26 protein-coding genes are annotated in these 25736 nt (G+C 44.3%); 25 read left to right on the top strand and 1 reads right to left on the bottom strand.

The features are described from left to right. The first annotated feature begins 5 nt into the window (after positions 1-5). The 24 genes from flgL to prfB all read left to right on the top strand — a co-directional run bounded on the left by flgL (position 6) and on the right by prfB (position 24568). Complete coding sequence (gene flgL / locus AC4ED1_RS06580; protein ID WP_490936917.1) at positions 6-899, top strand: flagellar hook-associated protein FlgL; 894 nt, start codon at positions 6-8, stop codon at positions 897-899. Between the two features lie 4 nt (positions 900-903). Next, entirely contained in the window at positions 904-1479 is a 576-nt protein-coding gene (locus tag AC4ED1_RS06575) for a DUF6470 family protein (RefSeq protein ID WP_490936915.1), read from the top strand. Between the two features lie 53 nt (positions 1480-1532). Then, on the top strand, positions 1533-1973 hold the full coding sequence (fliW, locus tag AC4ED1_RS06570; RefSeq protein WP_490936913.1) for a flagellar assembly protein FliW: 441 nt from the start codon (positions 1533-1535) through the stop codon (positions 1971-1973). After that, entirely contained in the window at positions 1973-2245 is a 273-nt protein-coding gene (gene csrA, locus AC4ED1_RS06565) for a carbon storage regulator CsrA (protein WP_490936911.1), read from the top strand. The genes fliW and csrA overlap by 1 nt, the downstream gene beginning before the upstream one ends. 172 nt (positions 2246-2417) lie before the next feature. Beyond that, positions 2418-3566, top strand: a complete 1149-nt coding sequence (locus AC4ED1_RS06560) for a flagellin N-terminal helical domain-containing protein (protein ID WP_490936909.1) — start codon at positions 2418-2420, stop codon at positions 3564-3566. Next, a complete protein-coding gene (locus AC4ED1_RS06555; protein WP_490936907.1) occupies positions 3517-3975 on the top strand; it encodes a DUF8042 domain-containing protein in 459 nt (152 codons plus the stop codon). Before AC4ED1_RS06560 ends, AC4ED1_RS06555 begins: the two co-directional genes overlap by 50 nt. Beyond that, a complete protein-coding gene (locus AC4ED1_RS06550) occupies positions 3968-5893 on the top strand; it encodes a glycosyltransferase (protein WP_490936905.1) in 1926 nt (641 codons plus the stop codon). The genes AC4ED1_RS06555 and AC4ED1_RS06550 overlap by 8 nt, the downstream gene beginning before the upstream one ends. Before the next feature lie 6 nt (positions 5894-5899). Continuing rightward, the gene (locus tag AC4ED1_RS06545; RefSeq protein WP_490936903.1) at positions 5900-8311 is read left to right on the top strand and encodes a glycosyltransferase; all 2412 of its coding nucleotides are present in this window, start codon (positions 5900-5902) and stop codon (positions 8309-8311) included. Continuing rightward, positions 8301-9272 carry an NAD-dependent epimerase/dehydratase family protein gene (locus AC4ED1_RS06540; protein WP_490936901.1) on the top strand — a complete coding sequence of 324 codons (972 nt, stop codon included), beginning with the start codon at positions 8301-8303 and terminating at the stop codon, positions 9270-9272. The genes AC4ED1_RS06545 and AC4ED1_RS06540 overlap by 11 nt, the downstream gene beginning before the upstream one ends. Continuing rightward, the gene (locus tag AC4ED1_RS06535) at positions 9269-10378 is read left to right on the top strand and encodes a DegT/DnrJ/EryC1/StrS family aminotransferase (protein WP_490936899.1); all 1110 of its coding nucleotides are present in this window, start codon (positions 9269-9271) and stop codon (positions 10376-10378) included. The genes AC4ED1_RS06540 and AC4ED1_RS06535 overlap by 4 nt, the downstream gene beginning before the upstream one ends. Then, positions 10366-11454 carry a hypothetical protein gene (locus tag AC4ED1_RS06530; RefSeq protein WP_490936897.1) on the top strand — a complete coding sequence of 363 codons (1089 nt, stop codon included), beginning with the start codon at positions 10366-10368 and terminating at the stop codon, positions 11452-11454. Before AC4ED1_RS06535 ends, AC4ED1_RS06530 begins: the two co-directional genes overlap by 13 nt. A 10-nt stretch (positions 11455-11464) precedes the next feature. Then, a complete protein-coding gene (locus AC4ED1_RS06525) occupies positions 11465-12430 on the top strand; it encodes a radical SAM/SPASM domain-containing protein (protein ID WP_490936895.1) in 966 nt (321 codons plus the stop codon). 1 nt (position 12431) lies between these two features. Next, positions 12432-13766, top strand: coding sequence for a nucleotide sugar dehydrogenase (locus AC4ED1_RS06520; RefSeq protein WP_490936893.1), 1335 nt, complete (start codon positions 12432-12434; stop codon positions 13764-13766). 45 nt (positions 13767-13811) lie between these two features. Further along, on the top strand, positions 13812-14759 hold the full coding sequence (locus AC4ED1_RS06515) for a Gfo/Idh/MocA family protein (protein ID WP_490936891.1): 948 nt from the start codon (positions 13812-13814) through the stop codon (positions 14757-14759). Positions 14760-14763: 4 nt separating this feature from the next. Continuing rightward, positions 14764-15354, top strand: coding sequence for an acyltransferase (locus AC4ED1_RS06510; RefSeq protein WP_490936889.1), 591 nt, complete (start codon positions 14764-14766; stop codon positions 15352-15354). A 13-nt stretch (positions 15355-15367) separates the two neighbouring features. Beyond that, positions 15368-16471 carry a DegT/DnrJ/EryC1/StrS family aminotransferase gene (locus AC4ED1_RS06505; RefSeq protein ID WP_490936887.1) on the top strand — a complete coding sequence of 368 codons (1104 nt, stop codon included), beginning with the start codon at positions 15368-15370 and terminating at the stop codon, positions 16469-16471. A 110-nt stretch (positions 16472-16581) separates the two neighbouring features. Then, positions 16582-16926, top strand: a complete 345-nt coding sequence (locus AC4ED1_RS06500; RefSeq protein ID WP_490936885.1) for a flagellar protein FlaG — start codon at positions 16582-16584, stop codon at positions 16924-16926. Positions 16927-16958: 32 nt separating this feature from the next. Then, positions 16959-18767, top strand: a complete 1809-nt coding sequence (gene fliD, locus AC4ED1_RS06495; protein WP_490936883.1) for a flagellar filament capping protein FliD — start codon at positions 16959-16961, stop codon at positions 18765-18767. Between the two features lie 21 nt (positions 18768-18788). Next, entirely contained in the window at positions 18789-19181 is a 393-nt protein-coding gene (fliS, locus tag AC4ED1_RS06490; RefSeq protein WP_490936881.1) for a flagellar export chaperone FliS, read from the top strand. Further along, positions 19178-19567, top strand: coding sequence for a hypothetical protein (locus AC4ED1_RS06485; protein WP_490936879.1), 390 nt, complete (start codon positions 19178-19180; stop codon positions 19565-19567). Before fliS ends, AC4ED1_RS06485 begins: the two co-directional genes overlap by 4 nt. A gap of 308 nt (positions 19568-19875) precedes the next feature. Next, positions 19876-20424 carry a ribosome hibernation-promoting factor, HPF/YfiA family gene (hpf, locus tag AC4ED1_RS06480; RefSeq protein WP_490936877.1) on the top strand — a complete coding sequence of 183 codons (549 nt, stop codon included), beginning with the start codon at positions 19876-19878 and terminating at the stop codon, positions 20422-20424. Positions 20425-20560: 136 nt separating this feature from the next. Next, the gene (locus tag AC4ED1_RS06475; protein ID WP_490936875.1) at positions 20561-20818 is read left to right on the top strand and encodes a hypothetical protein; all 258 of its coding nucleotides are present in this window, start codon (positions 20561-20563) and stop codon (positions 20816-20818) included. A 213-nt stretch (positions 20819-21031) separates the two neighbouring features. Further along, entirely contained in the window at positions 21032-23404 is a 2373-nt protein-coding gene (gene secA / locus AC4ED1_RS06470; protein WP_490936873.1) for a preprotein translocase subunit SecA, read from the top strand. Between the two features lie 32 nt (positions 23405-23436). Next, positions 23437-24568 (top strand): peptide chain release factor 2 gene (prfB, locus tag AC4ED1_RS06465; RefSeq protein WP_490936871.1). Its coding sequence is split into 2 segments (ribosomal slippage): positions 23437-23517 and positions 23519-24568, totalling 1131 coding nucleotides; the frame shifts between segments, so codons are not numbered across the junction. 26 nt (positions 24569-24594) lie between these two features. Here the strand turns inward: prfB and AC4ED1_RS06460 are convergent. After that, positions 24595-25209, bottom strand: a complete 615-nt coding sequence (locus AC4ED1_RS06460; RefSeq protein WP_490936869.1) for a superoxide dismutase — start codon at positions 25207-25209, stop codon at positions 24595-24597. A 222-nt stretch (positions 25210-25431) separates the two neighbouring features. On the opposite strand from AC4ED1_RS06460, the gene AC4ED1_RS06455 reads away from it, so the two are divergent. Next, positions 25432-25668, top strand: coding sequence for a hypothetical protein (locus AC4ED1_RS06455; RefSeq protein WP_490936867.1), 237 nt, complete (start codon positions 25432-25434; stop codon positions 25666-25668). Positions 25669-25736 lie beyond the last annotated feature (68 nt).

Below are 25736 nucleotides of genomic sequence, written 5' to 3'. Positions count from 1 at the left end.
TTGTTTTGCGAGTCACGCAATCCATGTTGAATACGCAAATGCTCCGGAATCTACGGGCAAATAATGAACGCTTACAAAATTACCAAGATTTGTTATCGTCGGGGAAAAGAATTAACAAACCTTCAGACGATCCTGTCGGTGTAAGTTTTACGATGCGTTATAAAGCTCAATTGGAGCGCAATGAGCAATACAAACGAAACTTAAGTGCGGCTCAAAGTATGTTGGAGTCAGCGGAATCCGCCATATCGAAAGTAAATGACATTATGCAACGGGTACGTGAACTGACAGTGCAAGGGGCTTCCGATACAACACCGCCTGATGCGCGGAAAGCAATTGCGGTTGAAGTGGATCAGTTATACAACGAGTTGGTTAATTTGGGAAATACAAAATTTAACGGCCAATATATTTTTAATGGACGATTGACAGATAAAATGCCCTATTCAGCGAACCCGGCAACAGATCCCATTGATCCGAATAACATTTCGTATGCGGTAGCTGACGGTGTGACGGTACCGGTCAACGTTACCGGCAAAGATGTTTTCGGCGTACCCGGAGATCCGAATAACATGTTTGCTGTCTTAAGTAATTTAAGTAGTTTACTGTCAAATCCGACTACACCCGGTTCAAGTATTAGCTCCGTTCTGGGGAATATTGATGCAGCCATGCAAACTCTGCATAATACATGGTCAGAGGTAGGGGCTCGTGTGAACCGTTTGGAACTTATCTCCAATCGTCAAAGTGACATGGAAGCAAATCTTACCGAACTTCGCTCTAAAACTGAGGATGCGGATATTGCAGAAGTCATTACAAACCTGAAAATGGCGGAAAGTGTGCAACGTGCATCTCTGGAGACAGGTGCCCGGGTTTTAATGCCTACACTGGCTGATTTTCTGAGGTAGGTCCATGTTGCCCGGAGCTACTTTATCTATCGAGATCAGGCAACAATATGCTAAAATTGGACTGGAAACCGTAAATGCCCGGCAAGAGATTCGACAACCCAAGGCCGATATGGAAATCGTTCAAATGCCCGCCCGGTTGGAAATTGATCAAGGGCCTGGTACGCTTCAGATTGACAGTGAGGATGCCCGGGCAGCAATTGGACTGATGTCACCTCTACGCGTGACGGCCAATGTAGCGACCCAGGCCCGTCAAGTGGTTTTTCAAGCAATAGGAGATATTGCGCTTGAAGGAGATCAATTGGCATCTATCGAAAGTGGAATTACAATTGCACAAATTGCAAGGCAAAGAATGAATAAGGGTCCTATGCCCATTCAAGATTACGGTTCTCCAAGTCCTGTGCATGTTCGATATACTCCATATCCGTTGCACATAAATTGGCAATTGGGCGGGACGGAGATACAGGTTGTTCCACATCGTCCCCAAACTCAGTATATACCGGGTGGAGTCAATGTGTATCTGGCTCAAAAAAATTGGATCGAGATCGACGTGAAGGGGAAATACATGAACAGGACATTTTGAGGAGCGACGTCCTTCAGGATCGCTCCTTATTTTTCTAGAGAGAGGGAAGTTGGATGGAAATCACTTCGGCGCTGTTTGGTACTGTAAAAATAAATGAAAACTTATTGTTCAAGTTTGAAAAGGGTCTGTATGGGTTGGAGGAATATCATAGCTATGTTCTAATTCACCAAGACGAGACGTTGCCTTTTGCTTATCTCCAATCGTCGGAAGAAGCGGAAATCTGTTTGTTGGTGGCAAACCCGTTTGAATTCTATCCGCATTATGAGTTTGATCTTCCGGAACCGGACGTTGCGGCTTTACAACACCCCTTGCCGGAAAATCTCATGGTCTGGGCAACCGTGTCCGCCAAACATTCGTTGCAACATGCAACCATAAATCTGATGGCGCCCATTATATTGAACACGGAGAAAAAAATCGGCCGTCAAGTGGTTTTGCACGACAGTTCCTATCAAATTCGTACTCCGTTGTTTGCCCGGAAAAAGGAGAAGGTATGATGTTGGTTTTAAAACGGAAGATCGGAGAAGCGCTCGTGATCGGGGAGGATGTGGAGATAGTCATACTGGAGCAGGAAGGGGATACGGTCAAAGTCGGAATCAGGGCTCCAAAATCCATCAAAGTCTATCGAAAGGAGATTTTTGAAGAAATACGGACGGCGAATCAAAATTCCCTAGCTTCATCCAAATCGGCTGACTTGCTGAAAGAATATCAGAAAGCGATTAAAAAAGAAGAAAAAGGCCAAAAAAGACAGGATATTAAAGGACAATAAGGGAAAATCAAAAAAAAAGCCCGGAATCCGTTCGTTGTGAACCTAACCATTCCGGTTTTTATGGCCGATATAAAAATCAGGACAATTGAGGAAAAGGCGGCCGACTTTTCCTGATTGTATAAAACAGGGTCCCGCAAGGACGTGGGACGACATTTCAAGGAGGAAAAGAGACATGCGCATCAATCACAACCTGAGTTCTCTGAACACCTATCGCCAGTTGTCTGCAAACAACGTGGCAACCAGCAAATCTCTTGAAAAACTTTCTTCTGGTCTCCGCATCAACCGTGCCGGAGATGACGCGGCAGGTCTTGCAATCTCCGAAAAGATGCGCGCGCAAATCCGTGGTTTGGATATGGCTTCCAAAAACGCGCAAGACGGCATCTCTTTGATCCAAACCGCTGAAGGCGCATTGAACGAAACCCACTCCATCCTGCAACGGATGCGTGAGCTGGCGGTTCAAGCTTCCAGCGACACCAACAGCACAACGGACCGTTCCGAACTTCAAAAAGAAGTCAGTCAGCTGATTAAAGAAATTGACCGCATTGCCAACACCACCGAGTTCAACACCAAAAAACTGCTGGATGGTTCCTTGAGCGGAATTAACACCGCGACGGCATCAGTTGCGTTTAACGAAAGAACTAACACGGCGCTGTTTAAGAGTATTAAAGCTACTGCAGGTGCAACAACTGTTACCAGCAACACTTATAATATCAAGATTACACAAGCAACAGGCGCAACAGGAACATACACGATCAGTTGGGCAGATTCGCAAGGTAATTCCGGGACCAAAACGGTTGCTTATAACGCCGGCGCAATCAGTCTTGGCGGGGCAAACGGAGTAACAGTAAGTTTGGCTAACTTGACTCTGAGCAATATTGGCGACGAAGCGACGATTACTTCCAGAGCCGGTGTCACCGACCTTACCGATACTTCCTTGACCTATCAGATCGGTGCGAACTCCTCCCAAACCATGAATGTAAGTATCGAAAAGATGGATGCTGCTTCCTTGTTTGTTGACAAAATTGACGTGACTTCGGCGCAAAAGGCTGAAGCAGCCATTTCCGCCATCAACAAGGCGATTGAAGATGTTTCGGCTCAACGTTCGAAACTGGGCGCATTCCAAAACCGTCTGGAACACACCATCAACAACCTGGGCGCGGCTTCCGAAAACCTGACGGCTGCTGAATCCCGTATCCGTGACGTAGACATGGCGAAAGAGATGGTGGAGTTCACGAAGATGAACATCCTGTCTCAGGCTGCTCAAGCAATGCTTGCGCAAGCAAACCAACAGCCGCAAGGAGTGCTTCAATTACTCCGGTAATCTTGAGCAAAACGAAAAAGCCGACTTTTCACAGTCGGCTTTTTTCATAAATCCGGGAGGGTTTTCTTTGACATATAACATACATGACCTGAAACAAACATGCAAAGAGTTGATCGCAAATCTTAATTCGCGTATTGATGAGATTTGTTCCGCATTTCAATCCGGAGAAAATCAAATTGGAATCCAAAAGATGATATTCTGGATCGATGACGCACAAACATTAGTGGATGGAATCGCGGTTTTAACCCAAAATCTCGAAATCGAACTTAACATTCAGGAATTAAACGAGAAACTGAACAGCCTGTTGAATGAATTGGAAAATCAGGATTACCTGTTTGTTTCGGATTTGTTGGCCTATGAACTGCAGCCCTTATTAGAACATTGGAACGGGTGTATCACGAATGACTAAGAAACTGAGCGTTTGCATGATTGTAAAAAATGAGGAAAACAATTTGCCCCGGTGCTTGGACAGTTTGCAACCGTTGCTTGAGCAAGGAATTGCAGAACTGATTGTTGTGGACACCGGTTCGACCGATAGCACCATGGAAATTGCAGAAAAATACACGCCTAACGTGTATTTCCATGAATGGAACCACAACTTTTCCGATATGAGAAATATATCCATTTCGTATGCGAAAGGGGAATGGATTTTCATTATAGATGCGGACGAAGAATTGGAAAACCCACAGGATTTGATTGCTCTTCTAGAAGATAAGAGCATCGAGCGATATCACACGATTCAACTTCAAGTCAAAAACTTGGTGTCCGAAAAGGAAAATCAGTATATTTATCATATTTCGGAACGTTTGTTCAAAAATAACGGGAAGTTTAAATATACAGGGGCTGTTCACAATCAACCCGTATTTCAAAAACCAGTGCTGCTGTCTGATGTCTTTTTAAAACATTACGGGTACAACAATGACGATCCGGAACTGATGAAAAAGAAGTTTCAAAGAACAGCCACCATGCTAAAAGAAGAGCTGAAAAAAGATCCCGACCATATCTATTACCGCTTTCAGCTGGCCAGATCTTATTTTATGTACAAGGATTTTTTTGAAGCTCTTGTCGAGATTCGGAAAGCTTACCAGAGCTTAAAAAGACATAACGAGCAAGTCCAAAAGGATTGTTATTACGTATTTGTCGACTATGCAAGGATCAGCTTTTTCGCTCAAAAATATGAAGAAACGGTGGCTGTCTGCAAAGAAGGGATCTGTTTAAAGGACGATTACATTGATCTGTATTACTATTTAGGGTATGCGCTTTTTAACTTGGACAGGCATGAAGAAGGATTGAAAGCTTTTGAGAAATACTATGATTTATACAGGAAGTTTAAAAATAAAGAGATCGACTTCTCGAAACATACAACAGTCGAACTGTACTCGGTGGACAATGAATCAAAATCAAGAACGGCATACAAGATTGCCAATCATTTATATGAAATCGGAAAATACAAAGAAACGTTACCGTATATCAAAGAGATTGAACACGGTTATTATAGGACAGTTTTACTGTTAAAAACCTTAATTAAATTACGGCGGTTTGACGAGTTAAGAACCGTGTATGAAGAACTGGAAGATACGAACTTAAAGGTCTCTTTTATAAGTGAATTGGAAAACGAGAAAAAAAATTTGGACGGAGCCGTCCGCCATGAGTTGGAACGTACATTTGCTGCAGGGAATAACTGGTACGCAAAGCTCAACGAAATCCGTACATCCGAACAACGCATTCCTCTTATTCGTGAATTTTTGAATGGTAATAAACCAAATGATTTGCCTATAGAGTTCCTGGCGGAAATTTTGAATCATCTTGTGGACAACCGTCCATTACTCATTGCGGAATTTAAAAAAATGGACAATGGAGTGGTTAAGAGAATTACAAAAGAGTTGATTGACACATATAACCTGAAAGAATATTTTATCGATTATCTGAAGGCTGAACAAGTTCGTGCAAACGACTTTCATGGAAGCCGCATTTTTGTATCTGTTGCGAATACGGTTTTGTTAACAGCGGTTGAAGATGCTAAAGCTAATAAAGAAGAACTGGACAAGGTTTACTTTGACATATTTGATTCTTACGTTGAGCGGGGAATCAACTATATTACCCAATTATATCAAATTGAGCGGTTCAGACTGGTCTATAAAACCCTGGAGAATGTCGAAGACAGGTTTTTGATTCTGATGTACCTTGCAAAAGTGGCTGAAAACCAGGGTGACATGAGAAGCAGTATCAGGTACCGGAAAGAAGCGGCCGAAACCTATCCTTATTTGGCGTGCCTGATGGTAACGTACACTAAGGCAATGGTGAATTATGAATGCCAGAGGGGTTGACGACAAATGGCGGAGAATCAAGACAAGCAGCTTGAAAACATAAAAACGATCAAAGCCAACATTGAAGAGTTGGTAAATAGAGGGCATCTTCGGGAGGCAAAACAAAGCCTTCAAAAATGTGAGGGATTGCTGCAAAATGACAGTTGGTTGTATGCGACAAGGGCTGTCATATTAATCCTGGAAGGAAGTCTGGAAGAAGCGAAGGCGGTTTTGCAAGAAGGACTTAAACAGGCCCCATTCAATGCCGATTTGCTTTTTAATCTCGCTTATGTTTATGAACAGCAACAGGAGCATCAACTTGCCTATGATTTCTATCTTGACGCGAAATTCGCCCTTAACGATCAGGAAAAAACAGTTGCTGAACAAGCGGCTGCCAAAATAAAAGAACGTTTTACGGAGATTCGGGAGAAAAAAAGAATTGCTTTTTTTGTTAAGCCGGGGCTGGATAGCTTTTTAAATGATATGATTTCCGGTCTCTCGGAAGAATATCACACCAAAAAAATTATTGTCACCGAAGCGGCTCAAATCGAGAAAGGAATGGAATGGGCGGATATTTGCTGGTTCGAGTGGTGCGACGAACTCATTATTTACGGAAGCAAGCTGGATCTTGCGCGGGAAAAGACAATTGTATGCAGACTGCATAGTTACGAGGCATTTACCCCGTATATTAATCAAGTGAATTGGGAGACAGTCGATAAAATCATTTTTGTTGCGGAACATATCAAAGAATTTGTCTTGGAACAAGAAAAATCGATTCAAGAAAATCAAACTATTGTTATTCCAAATGGAATCGATATAAATAAGTTTCAATTTAAAACCAGAGAAAAAGGATATAACCTTGCTTTTGTTGGGTATATCAATTATAAAAAAGGACCGATGTTACTTCTCCATACTTTTAAGGCCATTTTTGATCATGATCCCCGCTATAAACTATACATTGCCGGACAGTTTCAGGATCCCCGGTATGTTCTTTATTTTCGGCAAATGGTGAAAGAATTTGGATTAGAAAACAATGTTATTTTCGACGGATGGCAAGAAAACATCGACCAGTGGCTGGAGGATAAGCATTATATTCTTTCGACCAGCGTATTAGAGGGACATCCTGTAGGAGTCATGGAAGCGATGGCAAAAGGATTAAAACCAATCATACATAACTTCTTTGGAGCGAAAACTGTTTATCCGGAGAAATATGTATGGAATACTATAGACGAAGCGGTCGAAATGGTATTAAGCGAGAACTACAAATCTGAAGAATATCGTAGATTTATAAATGAAAATTATACATTGAATATTCAAGTATTAAAAATTAAGAAGGTTTTAAAGGATGTCATTAATTTGAATCTTGACAGAGAACAAATCAAAAAAAAAATATTAGAAAATGGTTCGTTGGTAACGGTAGGGATTATCAATTATAACTATGCTAATTTCTTAGATCAGTGTATAAATTCGGTACTAAAACAAACATATAAAAATATTGAAATATTAATTATCGATGATTGTTCAACAGACGGTTCAATAGAAAAAATAAAAGAGTATCAAAAAAATTACAGAAATATCAGGGCGATTTTTCATAAAACAAACAGTGGTAACGGAATTCTTGCACACCAGGAAATTACCCGATATGCAAATGGGGAGTTTTTCACGTTGCTGAGCGCGGACGACTATTTAGCTCATGAAAATTCTATTTACGAATTCGTTAAGGAGTTTTATCTTAATAGTGATCTAGATTATATTTACAGTAATTTGCAAATTATCGATAGTCAAGGTGAAACAAAAAATGTATGGAAGTATAAACAATATACAGATGATGAAATCATCCGTAGTATTTTCAACAGAGGGGGATCAGGGCAATTAACAATGTATGGTCTTTTCAAAACCGACTTTTATCGTCGAAATAATCTCATTTGGGTTCATGACGAAAACAATATTGTTGCTTCTGACACTTTGAATTCATTAGTGAATATTAAACTGGGAATGAGATATAAACATGTCAACAAAGAATTAAAGTGTTATCGGCATCATGACAGCAATACCACTTATAACCTGAAAGAACGTGTAAAGTCGATCATTTCGGTTTGTGAATATATTGTTAACAATTTTGATGAAAAGATATATCTCCCTGAGGTCAATTGGGACAGTTTCAGTGATAAAAACAGCAAGGAAGCATACAAAATGTATGTGTTGGGTAGATATTATTGGAATCTCTCGAATATCTATTTATCTGGGCAATGGATGCCCTGGGAAACCGATATTTCTTTTGGAAAAGAGCGGATTTTGGAGTACATCCAACCGTTTATTGTTCAAGTTTTAAAATACTTCAATCGAAGCAAATATCTTAGCAGCAAATATAAAAATGAAATTGCGTTTTTGGAATCAGAAATAACAAAACTACAAGACGGTGATTTCAATGTTAAATAAAAGGTTTTTTTTAACAGGTGGAGCCGGATTCATTGGGGCCAAATTATGTAGCAGGCTAGTTCGAGATAATGAAATTTTAATCTATGATAACTTAAGCAGGAATTCTATAAAACATACTAACCTTGCGGACAACAAAAATATAAGACTGATCCAAGGAGATATATTAGATAAAGATAATCTGGTTTTCCAACTTGAAAAATTTAGACCACATGTGATAGTCCATTTAGCAGCTATTGCGGGAATTGATACAGTTATAAAAAATCCAGTAAAAACTATGCATATCAACATGATTGGAACTTACAATTTACTAGAAGCCATAAAATACATGGATTGCATAGAAAGATTTGTTAATTTCTCAACCAGTGAAGTTTTTGGTTCCTATGCTTACAAAGTTGATGAAGAAAGTTCAACCAATTTGGCTCCGGTAGGGGAGGCCAGATGGACTTATTCGGTAAGTAAATTGGCAGCGGAACATCTGGTTTTTAGTTATTACAAAGAGTTAGGTCTTCCCACAGTGTCTATAAGGCCTTTCAATATATATGGTCCTGGACAAGTTGGAGAAGGAGCTATTCATGTATTTGTTAAAAAAGCTATTCAGGATCAGGTAATTCAAATACATGGAGATGGGGATCAGATCCGATCTTGGTGCTATATTGATGACCTTATAGAGGGAGTAGTTTTGTGTCTTGAAAAGCCGGAAGCTATCGGGAAAACCTTCAATATTGGAAATCCAAAAGGAACAGTGACGATTAAAAGTTTAGCTGAACTGATCGTTTTATTAAGTAAATCGAAATCAAAAATAGTTCATGTTCCTAAAACTTATGTGGATGTTGAATTAAGAGTGCCAAATATAGAGAAAGCTAAAACCATATTAAATTATCAACCTGTCACTGATTTAACTGAAGGATTGCAAAAGACAATTGCTTGGTACAGGAATTTAGCAAAGGGGCCGAAACAATGATTCGTCTGACGATTCCTTACCTAGGGGAAGAGGAATTATTGGAAGTTGGAAAGGTATTATCTTCTGGTAATCTTATACAAGGTGAAAAGGTTAGAGAGTTTGAGGCGCTTTTGGCGGATTACTTAGAGACCAAGCATGTTATTTTGGTAAGTAGTGGAACGGCCGCATTACATTTAGCCTTGTTATCTCTTGAAGTAAAACTGGGAGACGAGGTGATTATGCCTGATTTTACTTTTCCGGCCACTGCAAATGTCGTCGAATTAGTCGGTGCCATTCCCAGATTTGTTGATGTTGACAGAGATACGTTGTGTATTAATACAGATGAAATAGAAAAATGTATAAACAAAAATACGAAAGCAATCATGCCAGTTCACCAATTTGGGCAAGCAGCCGCTATGGAAAAAATAATGGTTTTGGCTGATAAATATGGTCTTAAAGTGGTGGAAGATGCGGCATGTGCCTTAGGAACAATATATAAGAATCGAAAAGTTGGTACAATCGGAGATGTCGGATGTTTTAGTTTGCATCCCCGAAAAATCATTACCACCGGAGAAGGGGGAATCGTAGTAACAAACAATGATGAAATTGCCAATAGGATTCGGAGATTAAGGAATCACGGTATTGATTTCCGAAATCAAAAAATAAATTTATCGGTGCCGGGTTTGAATTATCGTTTAACAGACATACAAGGCGCCATTGGGTTAGTACAGTTAAAAAAAATAGAAAAAATAATTGAAAAAAGACGAGAGTTAGCAGGAATGTATGATCGATTGTTACATGATGAAAAAGCGATACAAACACCAAGAGCGGTTAATGGAAATCACACTTATCAAACCTACCATGTAATACTTAGTGATCAGGTTGATAGGGATCGTGTGAAGGAAATAATGAAGGAAAATGATATTGAAGTTAATGTTGGTGGATATGCCTTACACCAATTAGATTACTATAAGAAAAAATATAAGTACCGTGAATATAGTTTCAGCAACTCTGTTAATGCGTACAATTGCGGATTAGCGTTACCATTATATCCAGACCTATCGGTTGAAGATGTAAAAATCGTTGTAGACCGGTTATTGTATGCAGTCGACAGATGTCAGATTTGATTGTTGAGGAGAGTTTAATGAATATTAGACTTTTGGACTATCCACAAGCAGAAAATGATTTTAGCCGCTTTCACTCCTGTCAGTACCGACCGTTAGCGCAACATTCTTGGTCGTGGCAAAAAGTGTTGGCGGAATGGGATAGTATTGAATGGAAAGCACTGGGGCTTTTTGAAAATTCTTCAATGGTTGCATGTATCCCATTCTGTATAAAAGAATCAACCGTAGGAAAAGTATTGATGTCTTCCCCGTTACCTGCTAGTTATGGGGGGGTTCTACACATAGAGGATTGTGACCAAGATTATATCTATAGAACTTTATTAAATTCAATTGTTGAATATGGAAGAGAAAATAACGTGGACATCATAACTATTCTAACTTCTCCATTCAGAAGCGACGGTCAGTTCTATGATAAATATTTTCAACCTGATATAGTTGTCGAAAAGTTTTATCAGTATTTACCTGGGGGTCTGGAGATTCACTTCGATGGACTCAACTTGCCTCAGACTATCAATAGCAGCATTCGGAATAAAATCCGGAAAGCCAAGAAAAATCAAATAAAAATTTACCATAACCAGAGTATAAACAGAGAAAAATTTGATCAATGGTACAATGAGGTATTGGTTGCTCGTTTTAACGATATTGGCGCTAAGCCCGCACCTGACAACCTTTATTGGTCGATTATTAAACATTTAGGTAGTGAGGGATTAGCTGAATTTATGTATGCTGAGTATGAAGGACGAATGGTTGGTGGAGGCCTGTTCTTATACGGTTGGTGCCAAGATATTTATCTGCGGGCAACGACCACTGATGTATTGCCTTTAGGGGCAAGTGTATATTTAGATTACGAGGCTTTGTTAAGAGGTAGGTTACGAAATGTTAACGCCCATAACTTTCAATCATCACCATCTTATGAATCTTCTCTTTATCTCTATAAAAAACGTTGGGGCTGTTTTGAAGATAGCACCTATTATTTCGTGAAAGTGATTGGTGATTCAAATAGATTTATAACTGCGGGAAAGGAAAATGTTCAAAAGGAGTTTCCCTATTTTTACGTGCTGCCCTATTCTATGTTTTGAGGTGAACGTTGTGGATTACGGATTTTATAATGAAAGAGATAGGAAATTCCCCCCAATAGTACATGTGGAAACGACAAATGTATGCAACTTAAAGTGTATTCATTGTCCGCATTCGGATCTGTCAGTTCTTCCTACTTACAAGCCAACACATATGAAAATTGATTTGTTCGAAAAAGTTGTAAGAGAAGTTGGGGAGAACAAGGGGATATTGAGGCTTACACCCGATGGTGAGCCGCTTATACACCCTGATTGGGTGAAGCAAGTTTCACTTGTATTAAATTCGAGAATTGGAACATTTTGCTTCAATACAAATGGTTTATTTATGGAAGGAGAAGCGAGAGATGTTCTGTTTCAAGACACAAATACTAATGTTGTAGTTGAATTTAGTATTGATGCACTATTTCCCGATTCGTATAGAACGATTCGTAGGGGAGATTACCGCAAACTTCTGTCAAATATTTTGGCTTTTCTTGAAGAAAGAGATAAACGGGGGTTAAAAAACATAAAAGTTATGGTATCCTGTGTAGTTCAACCGGAACTTAAGAAAGGTGAATTTGAGGCATTTTTAAAATTTTGGATGCCTTTGGTTGATAAAGTGATCACTAGAAATTATGTTGATACCAAAGGTTTGACACCAAAGAAACCTGAAGTGCAAAGTCTACCCAACAAACGTTGGCCTTGTCCGGTTGTTTTTACAAGACTCGTTGTCACATACGATGGTCGGATAAGATTTTGTCCGGATGATTGGTTAAAACAAACAGTCATAGGCCGAATCCAAGAAGCGACGATAAGTGAAATTTGGACATCAGAAACACTTGAATCTTTAAGAGCTTCACATCTTAAAGGTGCGTTCGAACATCCTGTCTGCCAAAAATGCATGGATTGGTCAGTTATAAGATGGGGGAACGATTATGTAAAAGCTGTATCTGATTTGTTTGACCCCGATGTTTTACCGATTAGTGAGGATGATCGTTGAAATGCATGCTAATAATTCAATGCCGACTTTAGCTACTTTGCTAATACAAAAAATAAAAAACCAACAGGCCAAGCTGGGGATAATCGGTTTAGGCTACGTAGGTCTCCCGCTTGCCGTTGAAAAGGCAAAAGCGGGATTCCGCGTTACCGGTTTCGATGTCCAATCAAATCGAGTGGGCATGGTCAATCAAGGCATCAACTACATTGGGGACGTTGTGGAAGATGAGCTTCGTGATCTGGTCAGCCAGGGTATGATTCATGCAACGACGGATTATTCTCTTTTAAATGATGTGGACGTAGTCGCGGTTTGTGTACCTACTCCGCTGGACTTGTACCAACAGCCGGATATTAGTTATGTAAAAGCCTCCGCGGAGGAAATTGCCAGATATCTTCATCCGGGGATGTTAGTGGTGTTAGAAAGCACCACCTATCCGGGGACTACGGAAGAAGTGGTCAAACCGATTCTGGAATCGACCGGGTTAAAATGCGGTACCGATTTCTTTTTGGCATATTCGCCTGAACGGGTGGATCCCGGCAATAAAATTTTCAACACGAAAAATACGCCAAAAGTCGTTGGCGGAGTGACGAAAATTTGTACGGAAGTAGCAGCCGCCCTGTATGAACAGGTGCTTGAAGGTGCGGTGCATCGGGTTTCCAGCCCCGCGGTCGCCGAGATGGAAAAAATTTACGAGAACACGTTCCGCAATATCAATATCGCGCTTGCGAACGAAATGGCGATTCTCTGCGATCGAATGGGGATTGATATTTGGGAAGTAATCGACGCCGCTAAAACCAAACCTTACGGATTTATGGCCTTTTATCCGGGACCGGGGCTGGGCGGACATTGTATTCCGGTAGACCCGTGGTATTTAACCTGGAAGGCCAGGGAATACAACTACCATACCCGGTTAATCGAAGTAGCTGGTGAAATTAACAATAGCATGCCGGAATTTGTGGTCGAAAGAATCGGGAAAATTTTAAACGAAGAAACGAAATCGATTAGAGGGTCTACCATTTATCTGTTGGGAGTCGCTTACAAGAAGGATATTGACGATTTTCGCGAATCCCCTGTGATTAAGATTATGGAACTGTTAAATAAACAGGGGGCTAACGTCGTGTTTAGCGATACGAAAATCCCCTCTTTTACTTATCGGGGAAAAAGTTATGAGGGAGTTCAGTTGACTCGGGAGGAGCTTGAACGGGCTGATCTTGTTGTGATCACCACAGACCATTCCGATTTTGACTACGAATTAATCGGAAAAACGGCCCGGATCATTTTTGATACCAGAAATGCCATGCAGGGGATAGCGGTAAGGAACAAACTTTATCGATTGTAATGGGTCGTTTATTCAGGATCATTCTTGAAAGTAGGCTGGCGAATGATGAGTCAAGTGGCAGTGATTGGAGCCGGACAATGGGGAAGAAACCTTGTCCGCACTTTTTATGAACTGGGTGCGTTGGCGGGCGTCGCGGAAACCAGTCCGAATTTGCGCGGACAACTGACTGGGGATTATCCAGACGTTCCGGTTTATTCGGACTATCGTGAAATATTGGGAGGCAGTGTCCCGGCGGTTGTAATCGCGACTCCTGTATCAACCCACTTTTCGATTGCAAAAGAGGCTTTGGAAGCAGGAAAAGATGTTTTTGTCGAAAAGCCCCTTACACATTCCGTTGCCGAAGCGGAAGAACTTGTCCGTTTGGCGGAAAAACAGGGACGGATCTTAATGGTGGGCCATTTATTGCTGTATCATCCCGCCGTTCAAGAAATGAAAAAACTAATCGACAACGAAGTGATCGGTTCCTTGTTCGGACTCCATCAGGAACGGTTAAAACTTGGGAGAGTACGTACGGTGGAGAATGTCTTGTGGAGTTTTGGCGTACATGATCTGGCTGTTTTTTTATATCTTACGGGCGACACTCCTTCCCATATTCAAGTGAGGGGACAAGCCATCCTCCAACCTGGCATTGAAGATGATGTGTATGTTCATTTAACTTTTAAAAAAGGGATCCATGCACACTTGCATACCTCGTGGTTATGGCCGGAACTTCGCCGGCGTTTGGTTGCGATCGGATCAAAAGGAATGTTGGTATATGACGAAGAACAGCAAATTTTAACGTTGCACCATAAAGGAATCAACCATGATTTATCCAATCGGGATGAAGGTGAGGAAATCCTCTTCCGAGGGGAAGTAAAACCGCTGACCTTGGAATGCATGCATTTTCTGGAATGTGTACGTGAGCGGCGCCGGCCGATTTCCGACGGACACAATGGATTAGCTGTTGTACGGATTTTGGAAGAGGTTTCACGTTTGCACAAGGAGGCACAGTAAAACAATGAGCAATTATTTTGTGCATGAATCCTCGTATGTCGACGCAGGCGCCCGGATCGGCGAAGGGACGAAAATTTGGCATTTTTCGCATGTGATGTCCGGTGCGGAGATTGGCAGAAATTGCAACCTGGGGCAGAATGTATTTATTGCAAATAACGTAAAAATCGGGAACCACGTGAAGATCCAAAATAACGTTTCCGTGTATGAAGGCGTAATCTTGGAGGATTATGTTTTTTGCGGTCCCAGTATGGTCTTTACGAATGTGAAGACCCCTCGTTCGGCTTTTCCGCGCAATACAAGCGATGATTATGCCGTGACCTTGGTAAAAACCGGTGCCTCCATCGGTGCGAACGCGACCGTGGTCTGTGGCGCAACGGTTGGAAGCTGGGCTTTTGTGGCGGCCGGGGCGGTTGTGACGAAAGATGTTCCGGATTATGCTTTAGTGGCGGGTGTACCCGCCCGCCAAACCGGATGGGTATGCAAATGCGGCGTAACCTTGCGGTTTGCGGGAACGAAAGCAGTGTGCACGGAATGCGAACGTCAATATGAAAAGGTGAATGAAACCAATATTCAATTTATTGAAAAAATCGGATAAGGGTGCGTAAATCATGGAAAGGATTCCTGTTTTTGATTTAAAGACGGAAATAGAGTTATTACATGAGGAATTAATGGAAGCGATAGAAAAGGTCCTTCGTTCCGGCCAGTTTATCATGGGGGAAAATGTAAAAGCGTTTGAAAGGGAAGTCGCCGCTTATTTAGGTGTTAAGCATGCTGTTGGTGTGAACTCGGGAACGGATGCTCTGGTGATTGGACTGAAAGCTGCGGGGATTGGTCCGGGGGATGAAGTGATTACCACTCCGTTTACTTTCTTTGCTACGGCTGAAGCAGTTCATCAAGTTGGAGCGAAGGCTGTATTTGTGGATATTGACGAGAAAACATTTACAATTGACGCTGATAAAATTGAAGCAGCCATTACTCCGAGAACGAAAGCGATTTTGCCCGTTCATTTGTATGGGCAGGCGGCGGAAATGGATGCCATCCGACATTTGGCTCACCGTTACCAATTAAGGATTGTTGAAGATGTTGCCCAAGCTTTCGGCGGGGAGTATAAAGGTAAAAAGTTAGGCACGATTGGAACGGTGGGCTGTTTTTCCTTTTTCCCGACGAAAAATCTGGGGGCTTACGGTGACGGGGGTCTCATCGTCACAGACGACGACCTGATTGCGGAAACCGCACGAATGTTAAGACAGCACGGATCCAAAAAGAAATATCATAATGAAGAATTTGGTTACAACTCCCGCCTTGATGAGATACAAGCTGCAATCCTTCGAATCAAACTTCCTTATCTTGAGGAATGGAATAGCAAAAGAAGAGCGGTAGCGGCTGCCTATAACGAATTACTAAAGAATGTTCCGGAAATTGTATTGCCTGAAGAGGGTTCTCACCGAAAACATGTATTCCATCAATATACGATTCGGGTTTTAAACGGAAAACGGGAGCAACTAAAAGATTATCTGGCTGAAGAGGGCATTGATACTATGGTTTATTACCCCGTACCCGTTCATCGCTTGCCAGTTTATCGGGAAAATATAGTTCATTTACCTGTTGCGGAGCGATTGGCTGATGAAGTTTTAAGTCTCCCCATTTGGCCGCAAATGAACAGAAATGTGCAGGAAAAAGTGGCTGATTGCGTAAAAACGGGACTACGGTAGTACAAGCGGCGGATTGGAAGGGGTCCGTCCTGCAGTTTTTTGCACTAAACTTTTTTTTTGTTCTGCCGATAATTTGTAAAAAGGGAATAAAGGTAAGATGGAGGATGGCTATGGAGATCAACAAAATAGCTGGCGGGATTCCTGGTGCGTTCGAATTGGAGGATCGGGTTGTAAGCGTACAAGGCAAGGCTCAACCCACGGAGACACACAAAAAGGATGAACCTGTTCCTCTAGACATGCTGAGAGACGCGGTAAGAAAGGCAAACGAAGTGTTCGAGACTTTCACTACACATTTGCGTTTTCATATTCATGAGGGGACCGGACAATATTATGTCACCATCATAAACGACCAAACCAATGAGGTAATCCGGGAAATTCCGCCGAAAAAATTTCTGGATATGGTAGCCGCTATGGAAAGATTCATGCGTGGAATTTTTGTGGATGAAGTAAAATAAGAAATCACAGTGAAGTGAAAGGGGAGATACCAATGCCGATTATGCGTTTGAGCGGTCTGACATCTGGAATGGACATCGATTCCATGGTAAGTCGGTTGATGAAAGCGGAACGTATCCCTGTCGACAGATTGAAACAACAAAAACAGCTCCTTGAATGGAAGCGTGATGACTACCGGGGAATAAACAGTCTGCTTTTAGATCTGCGAAACAATGTGCTAAATATGAAGCTACAGGGAACTTTCTTGACGAAAAAAGCTTCCTCTACGGATGAGAGTATTGTAACCGCCACCGGAACTCCCACTGCGGTTGACGGAACCTACAACATCAAAATCACACAATTGGCGGAAGGGGCTTCTATTGTGTCCGATGTTGTGGGGGCCGCCGGAAATTTGGAGAAGAAACTGTCCGAACTGGGATGGGGCGGCTCGTCGACTACATTAACAATTACTGGCGAAAAAGGTACCAAATCCATTACTGTAAATGCAACGGATACATTGGGTGCATTGATATCCTCGATTAATAACCAGTCAAACGAAACTGGGGTAAAAGTCAGTTACGATGCCACTCTGGACCGGCTTTTCGTAACTTCAACAACTTCCGGGGCAAAAGCAAAAATTGAGTTAAGCGCAACCGACTCAGCTTTACTTTCATCGTTGAAATTAAAACAAGCGGTTGAGGTAACGGGAACACGCACATTTAATGGAGGTCTTACTGAATTAATCGGAGGGACTACTCCTTCAACATTGGAAATCAATTACAATGGAGCGGCCTATTCGTTTAACATTTTCAACACCACAACCATCGGAGATTTAATCAATCAGATTAACAATACACCCGGTTTGAAGGATGCCGGAGTTAGGGCATATCTGGACAGCGCTACAAAAAAATTAACCTTTTTGAATCCCGATAATGCAAAAAGTCTAACCTTTAACAATATTTCCAACGACCCCAAAGGGGATTTGGGACTCACTACCCCAACCACTTCCGGTCCATTTTACAAATCTGTCGGGATAAACGCCAATGTTAAATTTAACGGTATTTTTGCCGAATATGCAAGTAATACGTTTACAATCAACAATATCAACTTTACCGCCAAAAAGGTTGACTTGGTCAATACGGTAAGTGTGACAATTGCCCAGGATGTCGACACCGTATTTAATTCCATTAAATCGTTTGTCGACAAATATAATGAAGTTATTGACAAAGTCAATAAAAAAATTACGGAAGAGCGTTACCGGGACTATCCTCCTTTGACTGATGACCAGAAGAAAGAAATGAAGGAAAATGACATCAAGCTTTGGGAAGAGAAAGCGAAAAGCGGCCTGCTTCGCAGAGATCCGATTCTCGCTTCTGCCTTGGATAGTTTCCGCCGGGCTCTTTATGACCCAGTTAGCGGGTTGTCGACGGGTGACTATAACCAATTGGCCGATATCGGTATTACGACCGGGAGCTATTTGGAAAAAGGGAAACTGTATATTGATGAAACCAAGTTGCGTAATGCCATTGCATCCAAGCCAGATCAAGTAATGAAACTTTTTACCAACAATGATGGCGTTGACTCTTCTGATGCGGGAGACGGACTGGCGGTTCGTTTGTACGACAAAATAAATATTGCAATGGATCAGTTAAAACAGAAAGCCGGTTCTTCCGCCAGTTTTTCCTTGTTTGACAACAGTATGCTCGGCAAAGATATAAATCGGGTAAGCCAACAGATTGACAAGTTAAACCAACGGTTAAATGAAGTGGAAAACCGCTATTATCGGCAATTTACAGCGATGGAAAAAGCAATTAACCAGATGAATTCGCAAAGCGCCTGGTTGTCTCAACAGTTTAACAGATAATTTTGTGAGGCGGTGTAAACTGTGGCAATCAATAATCCTTACCAAATCTATCAACAGAACGCAGTACAAACAGCCAGTCCGGAACGCCTGCTGCTCATGCTGTATGACGGAGCGATACGATTCCTTAATCAGGCCAAGGTTCATTTGGAAAAACGGGAACTTGATCAAGTGCATAACAATTTGGTAAAAGCACAAGCAATTTTAACGGAACTAATGGCGACTTTAAATATGGATTACGAGATTTCCCACCAATTGCTTCCGATCTATGATTTTTGTTACAGGCGTTTGATTGAAGCCAATTTGCAAAAAACGGCGGAACCCATCGACGAAGTTCTGGGCTTGATGACCGATCTTCGCTCCACATGGGAGCAGGCGATCTGGATTGTCAAGAGCGGGCAGGGGACAAACGGATGAGAGAGTTGCAACTGCTTGCCCGCTACAAAGAACTTACCCGACAACAAAAGGAACGCCTTGAGCAAGGGGATATTGAAGGGGCCCTGGGATTGACGGACGAAAAGGACCGGATATTTTCAACCTTGCAAGCGGGTATGCAGCAAAGGGGTGTGCAAACGGGCGGCGAGGAGTGGAAAGAACGGCTTGGTTCCGCTTACGTTGACCCGTCTTTCCAGCTCTTGCTCCAAGAGGCTCTCACGCTGAACGAGGAAGTCGTAACCCTCATGCGGATACATCAGGTGCATTTGGCCAGCGAGTTGACCAAAATCCAGCATGGGCGGCAAGTGCAAGATGTATATAGGATGAATCCGATTGCGGATGCCTGCTTTTTCGACAAGAGAAAGTAAATATTTCAAACTTGTTTTCATCAGGGTCCCACTCCAGATTCATGTTTAATAGGCTATTAGCCATTATTGACCCTACTGTCTTGCTACCGTGTGCCACTATACATTGCCTGTCCGGGAGATGACGAATAGAATGACCGTATCTTTTTGGGTCAGACTAAATGAAGAGAAGGCAGCAAGTTCAGTTGCAAATGAAGGTTGTTGAGATTGTTGGGGAAATGTGTTGCCTTTGTGAATTTTTCGTTTGAAGGAGGGTTTTGGAGGAGCTTAGTCGAATAAGAATTATACAGTACGGGAAGGAGGAGTACCTCATGAAAATCCAATTGCGTGGGGAGCATCTCGAGATTACGGACGCATTGCGGGATTACGTGGAGAAGAAGATCGGCCGATTGGAAAAGTACTTCGATACACCCCCTACCCAGAGTGTGCAAGTCACTTTGTCGGTTGTACGCGATTCGCATAACGTGGAAGTGACCATGCCGATTAACGGGATCCTCATCCGGGCTGAGGAACGGTCGCCCGATATGTATGCTTCGATTGATTTGGTTGCGGAGAAGATCGAAGGACAAATCCGTAAGCATAAAACCAAACTGAACCGCCGTTTCCGGGAACAAGGCATTCGAACGATGTTCCAGGAAAACGGGGCGGCGACCGCTGTGGCGGTTGAGGAAGAACCGGCCGGCGCGATCGTCCGGGTGAAGAAATTCGCCTTTAAGCCGATGACGCCGGAAGAAGCGGTGTTGCAAATGGATCTTCTGGGGCACGACTTCTTCGTTTTCTCCAACGCGGAAACCGAAGAGGTAAACGTTGTTTACAAACGGCATGATGGGAACTACGGGTTGATCGAACCCGAATTCTAAAGTCAATCTGCCGTGGCATATGGATGCCTAAAAGGGCTGGCCCGACGGTCGGCCTTTTTTGATGGCCGCGTTTTCCGTATGGTTTCAGGCACCCGCCTATGTGTCGGCGCATACGATGAAGCAGGAGGTGACCGACATGTCGTTTGTGGCCGGAGTGGCGCAAGTTTTGGCATTTCTGATTCTGCTGAAGGTGTCGCACATCTTGTATTGGAATCTCCGGAAATCTTATTTTATTCACCCGTGGCTTCTGGAAGTGGCACTTGCGGTCGTTTTGGTCGTTGTGTTTCATTTTGTTTCCAGCGTATGGGGATTGGTCCTTGCCGTTTCCATTGCGCTCGGGTTGATCCGCGGAGATCAGGAATCCAAGGCGCGAAACGTTCGTCAACTCTCATAAGTAAGGCAGCCAGGTATTGGGTGACGAAATTGTCACCTTTTTCTTTTTGGAAACCGAACGAAACGATGGTATACTAGACGGTGGACACAAAGGTCGCAACAGGCACCCGTCAAAGTGACGCCGTTTTTGCAGCCGGTTCCGGCATCTTGATGGGGGCTGGAATCCATCTGGACATGAAAGCTTCCAATTTTTGGAGAGGAGTGGTGCAACGAAATGTTGGGCCTCCTGAAAAAACTCGTTGGCGATTCAAACGAACGGGAAATTAAAAAATTATATAAAGTGGTTGACGTCATTAACGGCCTGGAGCCGTCCGTCGCGGAACTGTCGGACGAGCAGTTGGCCGCCAAAACGGTCGAATTCAAGGAGCGGCTGGCAAACGGCGAATCGCTGGACGATCTGTTGCCGGAAGCGTTTGCCGTCGTGCGGGAAGCGGCCAAGCGAGTGCTTGACAAACGCCACTTTGACGTGCAGTTGCTGGGCGGTATCGTGCTGCATCAAGGTCGGATCGCGGAAATGCGCACGGGGGAAGGAAAGACCCTTGTCGCAACATTGCCTTCCTATCTGAACGCCCTGACCGGAAGAGGGGTTCACGTCGTCACCGTGAACGATTACCTGGCCCGCCGCGACGCTGAGGAAATGGGGCAGGTGCACCGCTTTCTGGGCCTGTCTGTCGGGTTGAACATCCAAGGGATTCAGCACTGGGAAAAACAACAGGCCTACGCATGCGACATCACGTACGGCACCAACAACGAATTCGGTTTCGATTATCTGCGCGACAATATGGTGATGTCGCTCGACCAGATGGTGCAGCGGCCGCTTCACTACGCGATTGTCGACGAGGTCGATTCGATTTTGATCGACGAAGCGCGGACCCCTTTGATCATCTCCGGCCAGGCCGAACAATCGACCGAACTCTATGTGCGAGCCAATATTTTCGTATCCAGCTTGCGCGAAGCGGACTATACCATTGACGAAAAAGCGCGGTCCGTCGTCTTGACCGAACAGGGTGTGCACAAGGCGGAGCGGTTTTTTGGCATCGACAACCTGTTTGATCCGCAAAACGTGACCATCAACCACCACATCACGCAGGCTTTGAAAGCGCACCACCTGATGAAGCGCGACAAGGATTACGTGGTGAAAGACGGCGAGATCATCATTGTCGACGAGTTTACCGGCCGCATGATGCAGGGGCGCCGGTACAGCGAAGGTCTGCACCAGGCGATTGAAGCCAAGGAAGGCGTGAAGATTCAGAACGAAAGCAAGACGCTGGCGACGATCACGCTGCAGAACTATTTCCGCATGTACGAAAAATTGTCCGGCATGACCGGCACCGCGAAGACGGAAGAGGAAGAATTCCGTTCCATATACGGCATGGACGTTGTCGTGATACCGACCAACAAACCGAATCAGCGTGTGGATTTGCAGGATGTGGTCTACAAGAATATGCGCGGCAAGTTTAATGCGGTCGTGGAAGAGATCGTCAAGCGCCATGCTGTAGGGCAGCCGGTTCTGGTCGGCACAACGTCGATCGAAAAATCGGAATACCTGTCCTCGCTGCTCAAACGGCGGGGGATCAAGCACCAGGTGTTGAATGCGAAGCACCATGAACGGGAAGCGCAAATCGTCGCACAGGCGGGGCAACGCGGGGCTGTCACGATCGCGACCAATATGGCGGGCCGCGGTACCGACATTATCCTCGGCGAAGGAGTGGCAGAACTCGGCGGACTGCATATTATTGGTACGGAACGGCACGAAAGCCGCCGCATCGACAACCAGTTGCGCGGACGTTCCGGCCGTCAGGGCGATCCGGGTTCTTCCCAATTTTTCCTGTCGCTTGAGGACGATTTGATGCGCTTGTTCGGATCGGAACGGATCATGGGGATGATGGAGCGGCTCGGTCTGGAAGAAGACCAGCCGATCGAAGCCCGGCTTGTCACGAGCGCGATCGAAAGTGCCCAGAAAAAAGTCGAGGGCAACAATTTCGACATTCGGAAGCACGTTTTAAAATACGACGACGTCATGAACCAACAACGTGAAGTCATGTATAAGCAGCGCCGTGAGATTCTTGAGCGTGACGACCTTTCCGATACCATCAAAGGCATGGTGGAAGATTTGGTTCGTTTCACGGTCGATGTGCATTGTCCGGAGGACGCGGTTCCGGAAGACTGGGATCTGCAAGGGGTCTTGGAGTATGCGGAACGCCATTATCTGTCCCCGGGCAAGACCAATCTGGAGGAATTGGCCCGCCGCGCCGACCGGGAAGAATTGACCGAATACCTGCTGGAGCTTGCGATGCGGGAATATGCCGAGCGCGAACAGCATCTCGGTCCGTTCATGCGCCAGTTTGAAAAAGTGGTGCTGCTCCGTACGGTGGATTCGAAGTGGATGGACCATATCGACGCGATGGATCATCTGCGTCAGGGGATTCACCTTCGCGCCTATGGACAGCGGGATCCGCTGGTCGAATACAAATTCGAAGGGTATCAAATGTTTGAAGAGATGATTCACAGCATCCGCGAAGAAGTCGTCTTCTACGTTTTCAAAACCAACATTGCGGTTGAGCAACAGCAGCCGCAGCAAGTGTAAGACGGCGGGAAACAATTTCGAGGTGAAGGGATTTGGCGACTAAAACACCAGGCGAATTAAGGCAAGATCTGCAAAATACAGCCAAGCGTTTGGCGGAAATCGGGAGGTCTCTTTGACCTCCCCGGCAAGAAAAACCGAATCTCCGCGCTGGAAGAGGAGATGGCGAATCCCTCGTTTTGGGACGACCAGGTAGCGGCGCAAAAGGTGATCAATGAAGCGAATGCGTTGAAGTCGCTTGTCGAGCAAATGGAGAAACTTTCGGGACAGCAGGAAGATCTCGAAGTATTGCTGGAACTCGCGCGCGAAGAGGGCGACGAAAGCCTGCTCGACGAGGTTGAACAGGGGTTGGAGAAACTCGGCAAAGAGATGTCCGATTTTGAACTGCAATTGCTGTTAAGCGAACCTTATGACAAGAGCAACGCGATCCTCGAGATACACCCCGGCGCCGGCGGCACGGAGTCGCAGGATTGGGCTTCGATTTTGCTGCGCATGTACACCCGCTGGGCGGAAGACAAGGGTTACAAAGTCGAGACTCTTGACTATCTGCCGGGTGAAGAAGCGGGGATCAAAAGCGTTACGCTGCTGATTCAAGGATACAATGCATACGGGTATCTGAAGGCGGAGAGAGGGGTGCACCGGCTGGTCCGGATTTCCCCGTTTGACGCGTCGGGCCGGCGTCATACCTCGTTCGCGTCCGTGGAAGTGATGCCTGAACTGGATGAAAATGTAGACATCGAAATCCGGGAAACCGATCTGAAAATCGACACCTACCGGTCTTCCGGCGCGGGCGGCCAGCATGTGAACACCACGGATTCCGCCGTGCGGATTACGCACATACCGACGGGAATCGTCGTAACCTGCCAAAGCGAACGGTCGCAAATCAAGAATCGTGCCGCCGCGATGAAAATTCTCGCTGCGAAACTGTACGAACGGCAATTGGAGGAGCGGGAAAAAGAATTGGCGGAAATTCGGGGCGAACAACGGGAGATTGCGTGGGGAAACCAGATCCGTTCGTATGTGTTCCATCCCTATTCTTTGGTGAAGGACCACCGGACGGGGGAAGAAGTCGGAAACGTTCACGCGGTGGTGGACGGTGCGATCGATTCGTTTATTGACGCGTATTTGCGAAAACAGATTGGAAACAAAACAAACAGCCAGGCTTAGCAGTCTGGCTGTTCGCTTTTTTATGGTTAACCGCGGGCCGCTTGATAGCGCTTGTTGACTTCGTCCCAGTTGACGACGTTCCAGAATGCCGCAACGTAGTCGGGACGCTTGTTTTGGTACTTCAGGTAATACGCGTGCTCCCAAACATCCAGGCCGAGAATCGGGGTGTCGCCTTCCATCAGGGGGCTGTCCTGGTTTGCTGTGCTGTAGAGGGCCAGTTCGCCGTTCGGCTTGACGACAAGCCATGCCCAGCCGCTTCCGAAACGACCAAGCGCAGCTTTCGTAAATTCTTCTTTAAATTTATCAAAGCTGCCAAATTTGGAGTTGATTGCATCCGCGACAGCGCCTGTCGGTTGACCGCCGCCGTTCGGGCTCAAAATCAGCCAGAACAAAGAGTGGTTATGATGCCCGCCGCCATTGTTGCGAACCGCAGTCCGGATGTTTTCCGGAACGCTGTTGATGTCGCGGAGAAGATCTTCCAGGCTTTTGCTTTGCAGGTCCGGATGGCCTTCCAAAGCCGCGTTGAGGTTGTTTACATATGTAGCGTGGTGTCTGCCATGATGGATTTCCATGGTCATCGCGTCGATGTGCGGTTCAAGAGCCGCTTTGTCGTAAGGAAGTGCGGGTAATTCATGAGCCATTTTTAATTCCCTCCCACGAATGTAGTTTAGAATATTTCTATGTAATAGCCTACCGTATTTTACCTCAAAATGCAATGCAGGCACATTAGAATTATCTGCGGAATATGTGTGAAATTATGCAGGAAATGGGCACCCTACTGTCAAAGCAAAAAGGAAAGCGGACGATTAAAGAAAGCGGACGGTTGCGGTTGATTTTGAAGGATCTGGGAGGAGGCGGGACTCGTGTCGTGGCTTTCGGATGCAATGAATCATAAGAAGCTTGAAGAAAAGCTGTTTTCTTCGGAGTGGTTTAAAGGTTTAATGGAAAATGAGGAGTTTCGGGAGGCATACGAAAGAAAATATTCCGTCAGGCTCAAGATGGCGGATACAAAATATTTGAAGGAACTCCTTGAATCCGAAGTTGCCCGTGTCGACTTCGTCAATGAAGTGTTGCGCAATGACGAGCAACAAGAAAATTAAAGATTGATGCTCAAAACCCAAAATGATCCGTTTTGGTGTGGAAACGGGAACAAATTTGTTTTGCTGCG

This window comes from Effusibacillus sp. SKA8, assembly GCF_058273125.1.
This window is presented reverse-complemented; position numbering and strand designations above follow the sequence as displayed.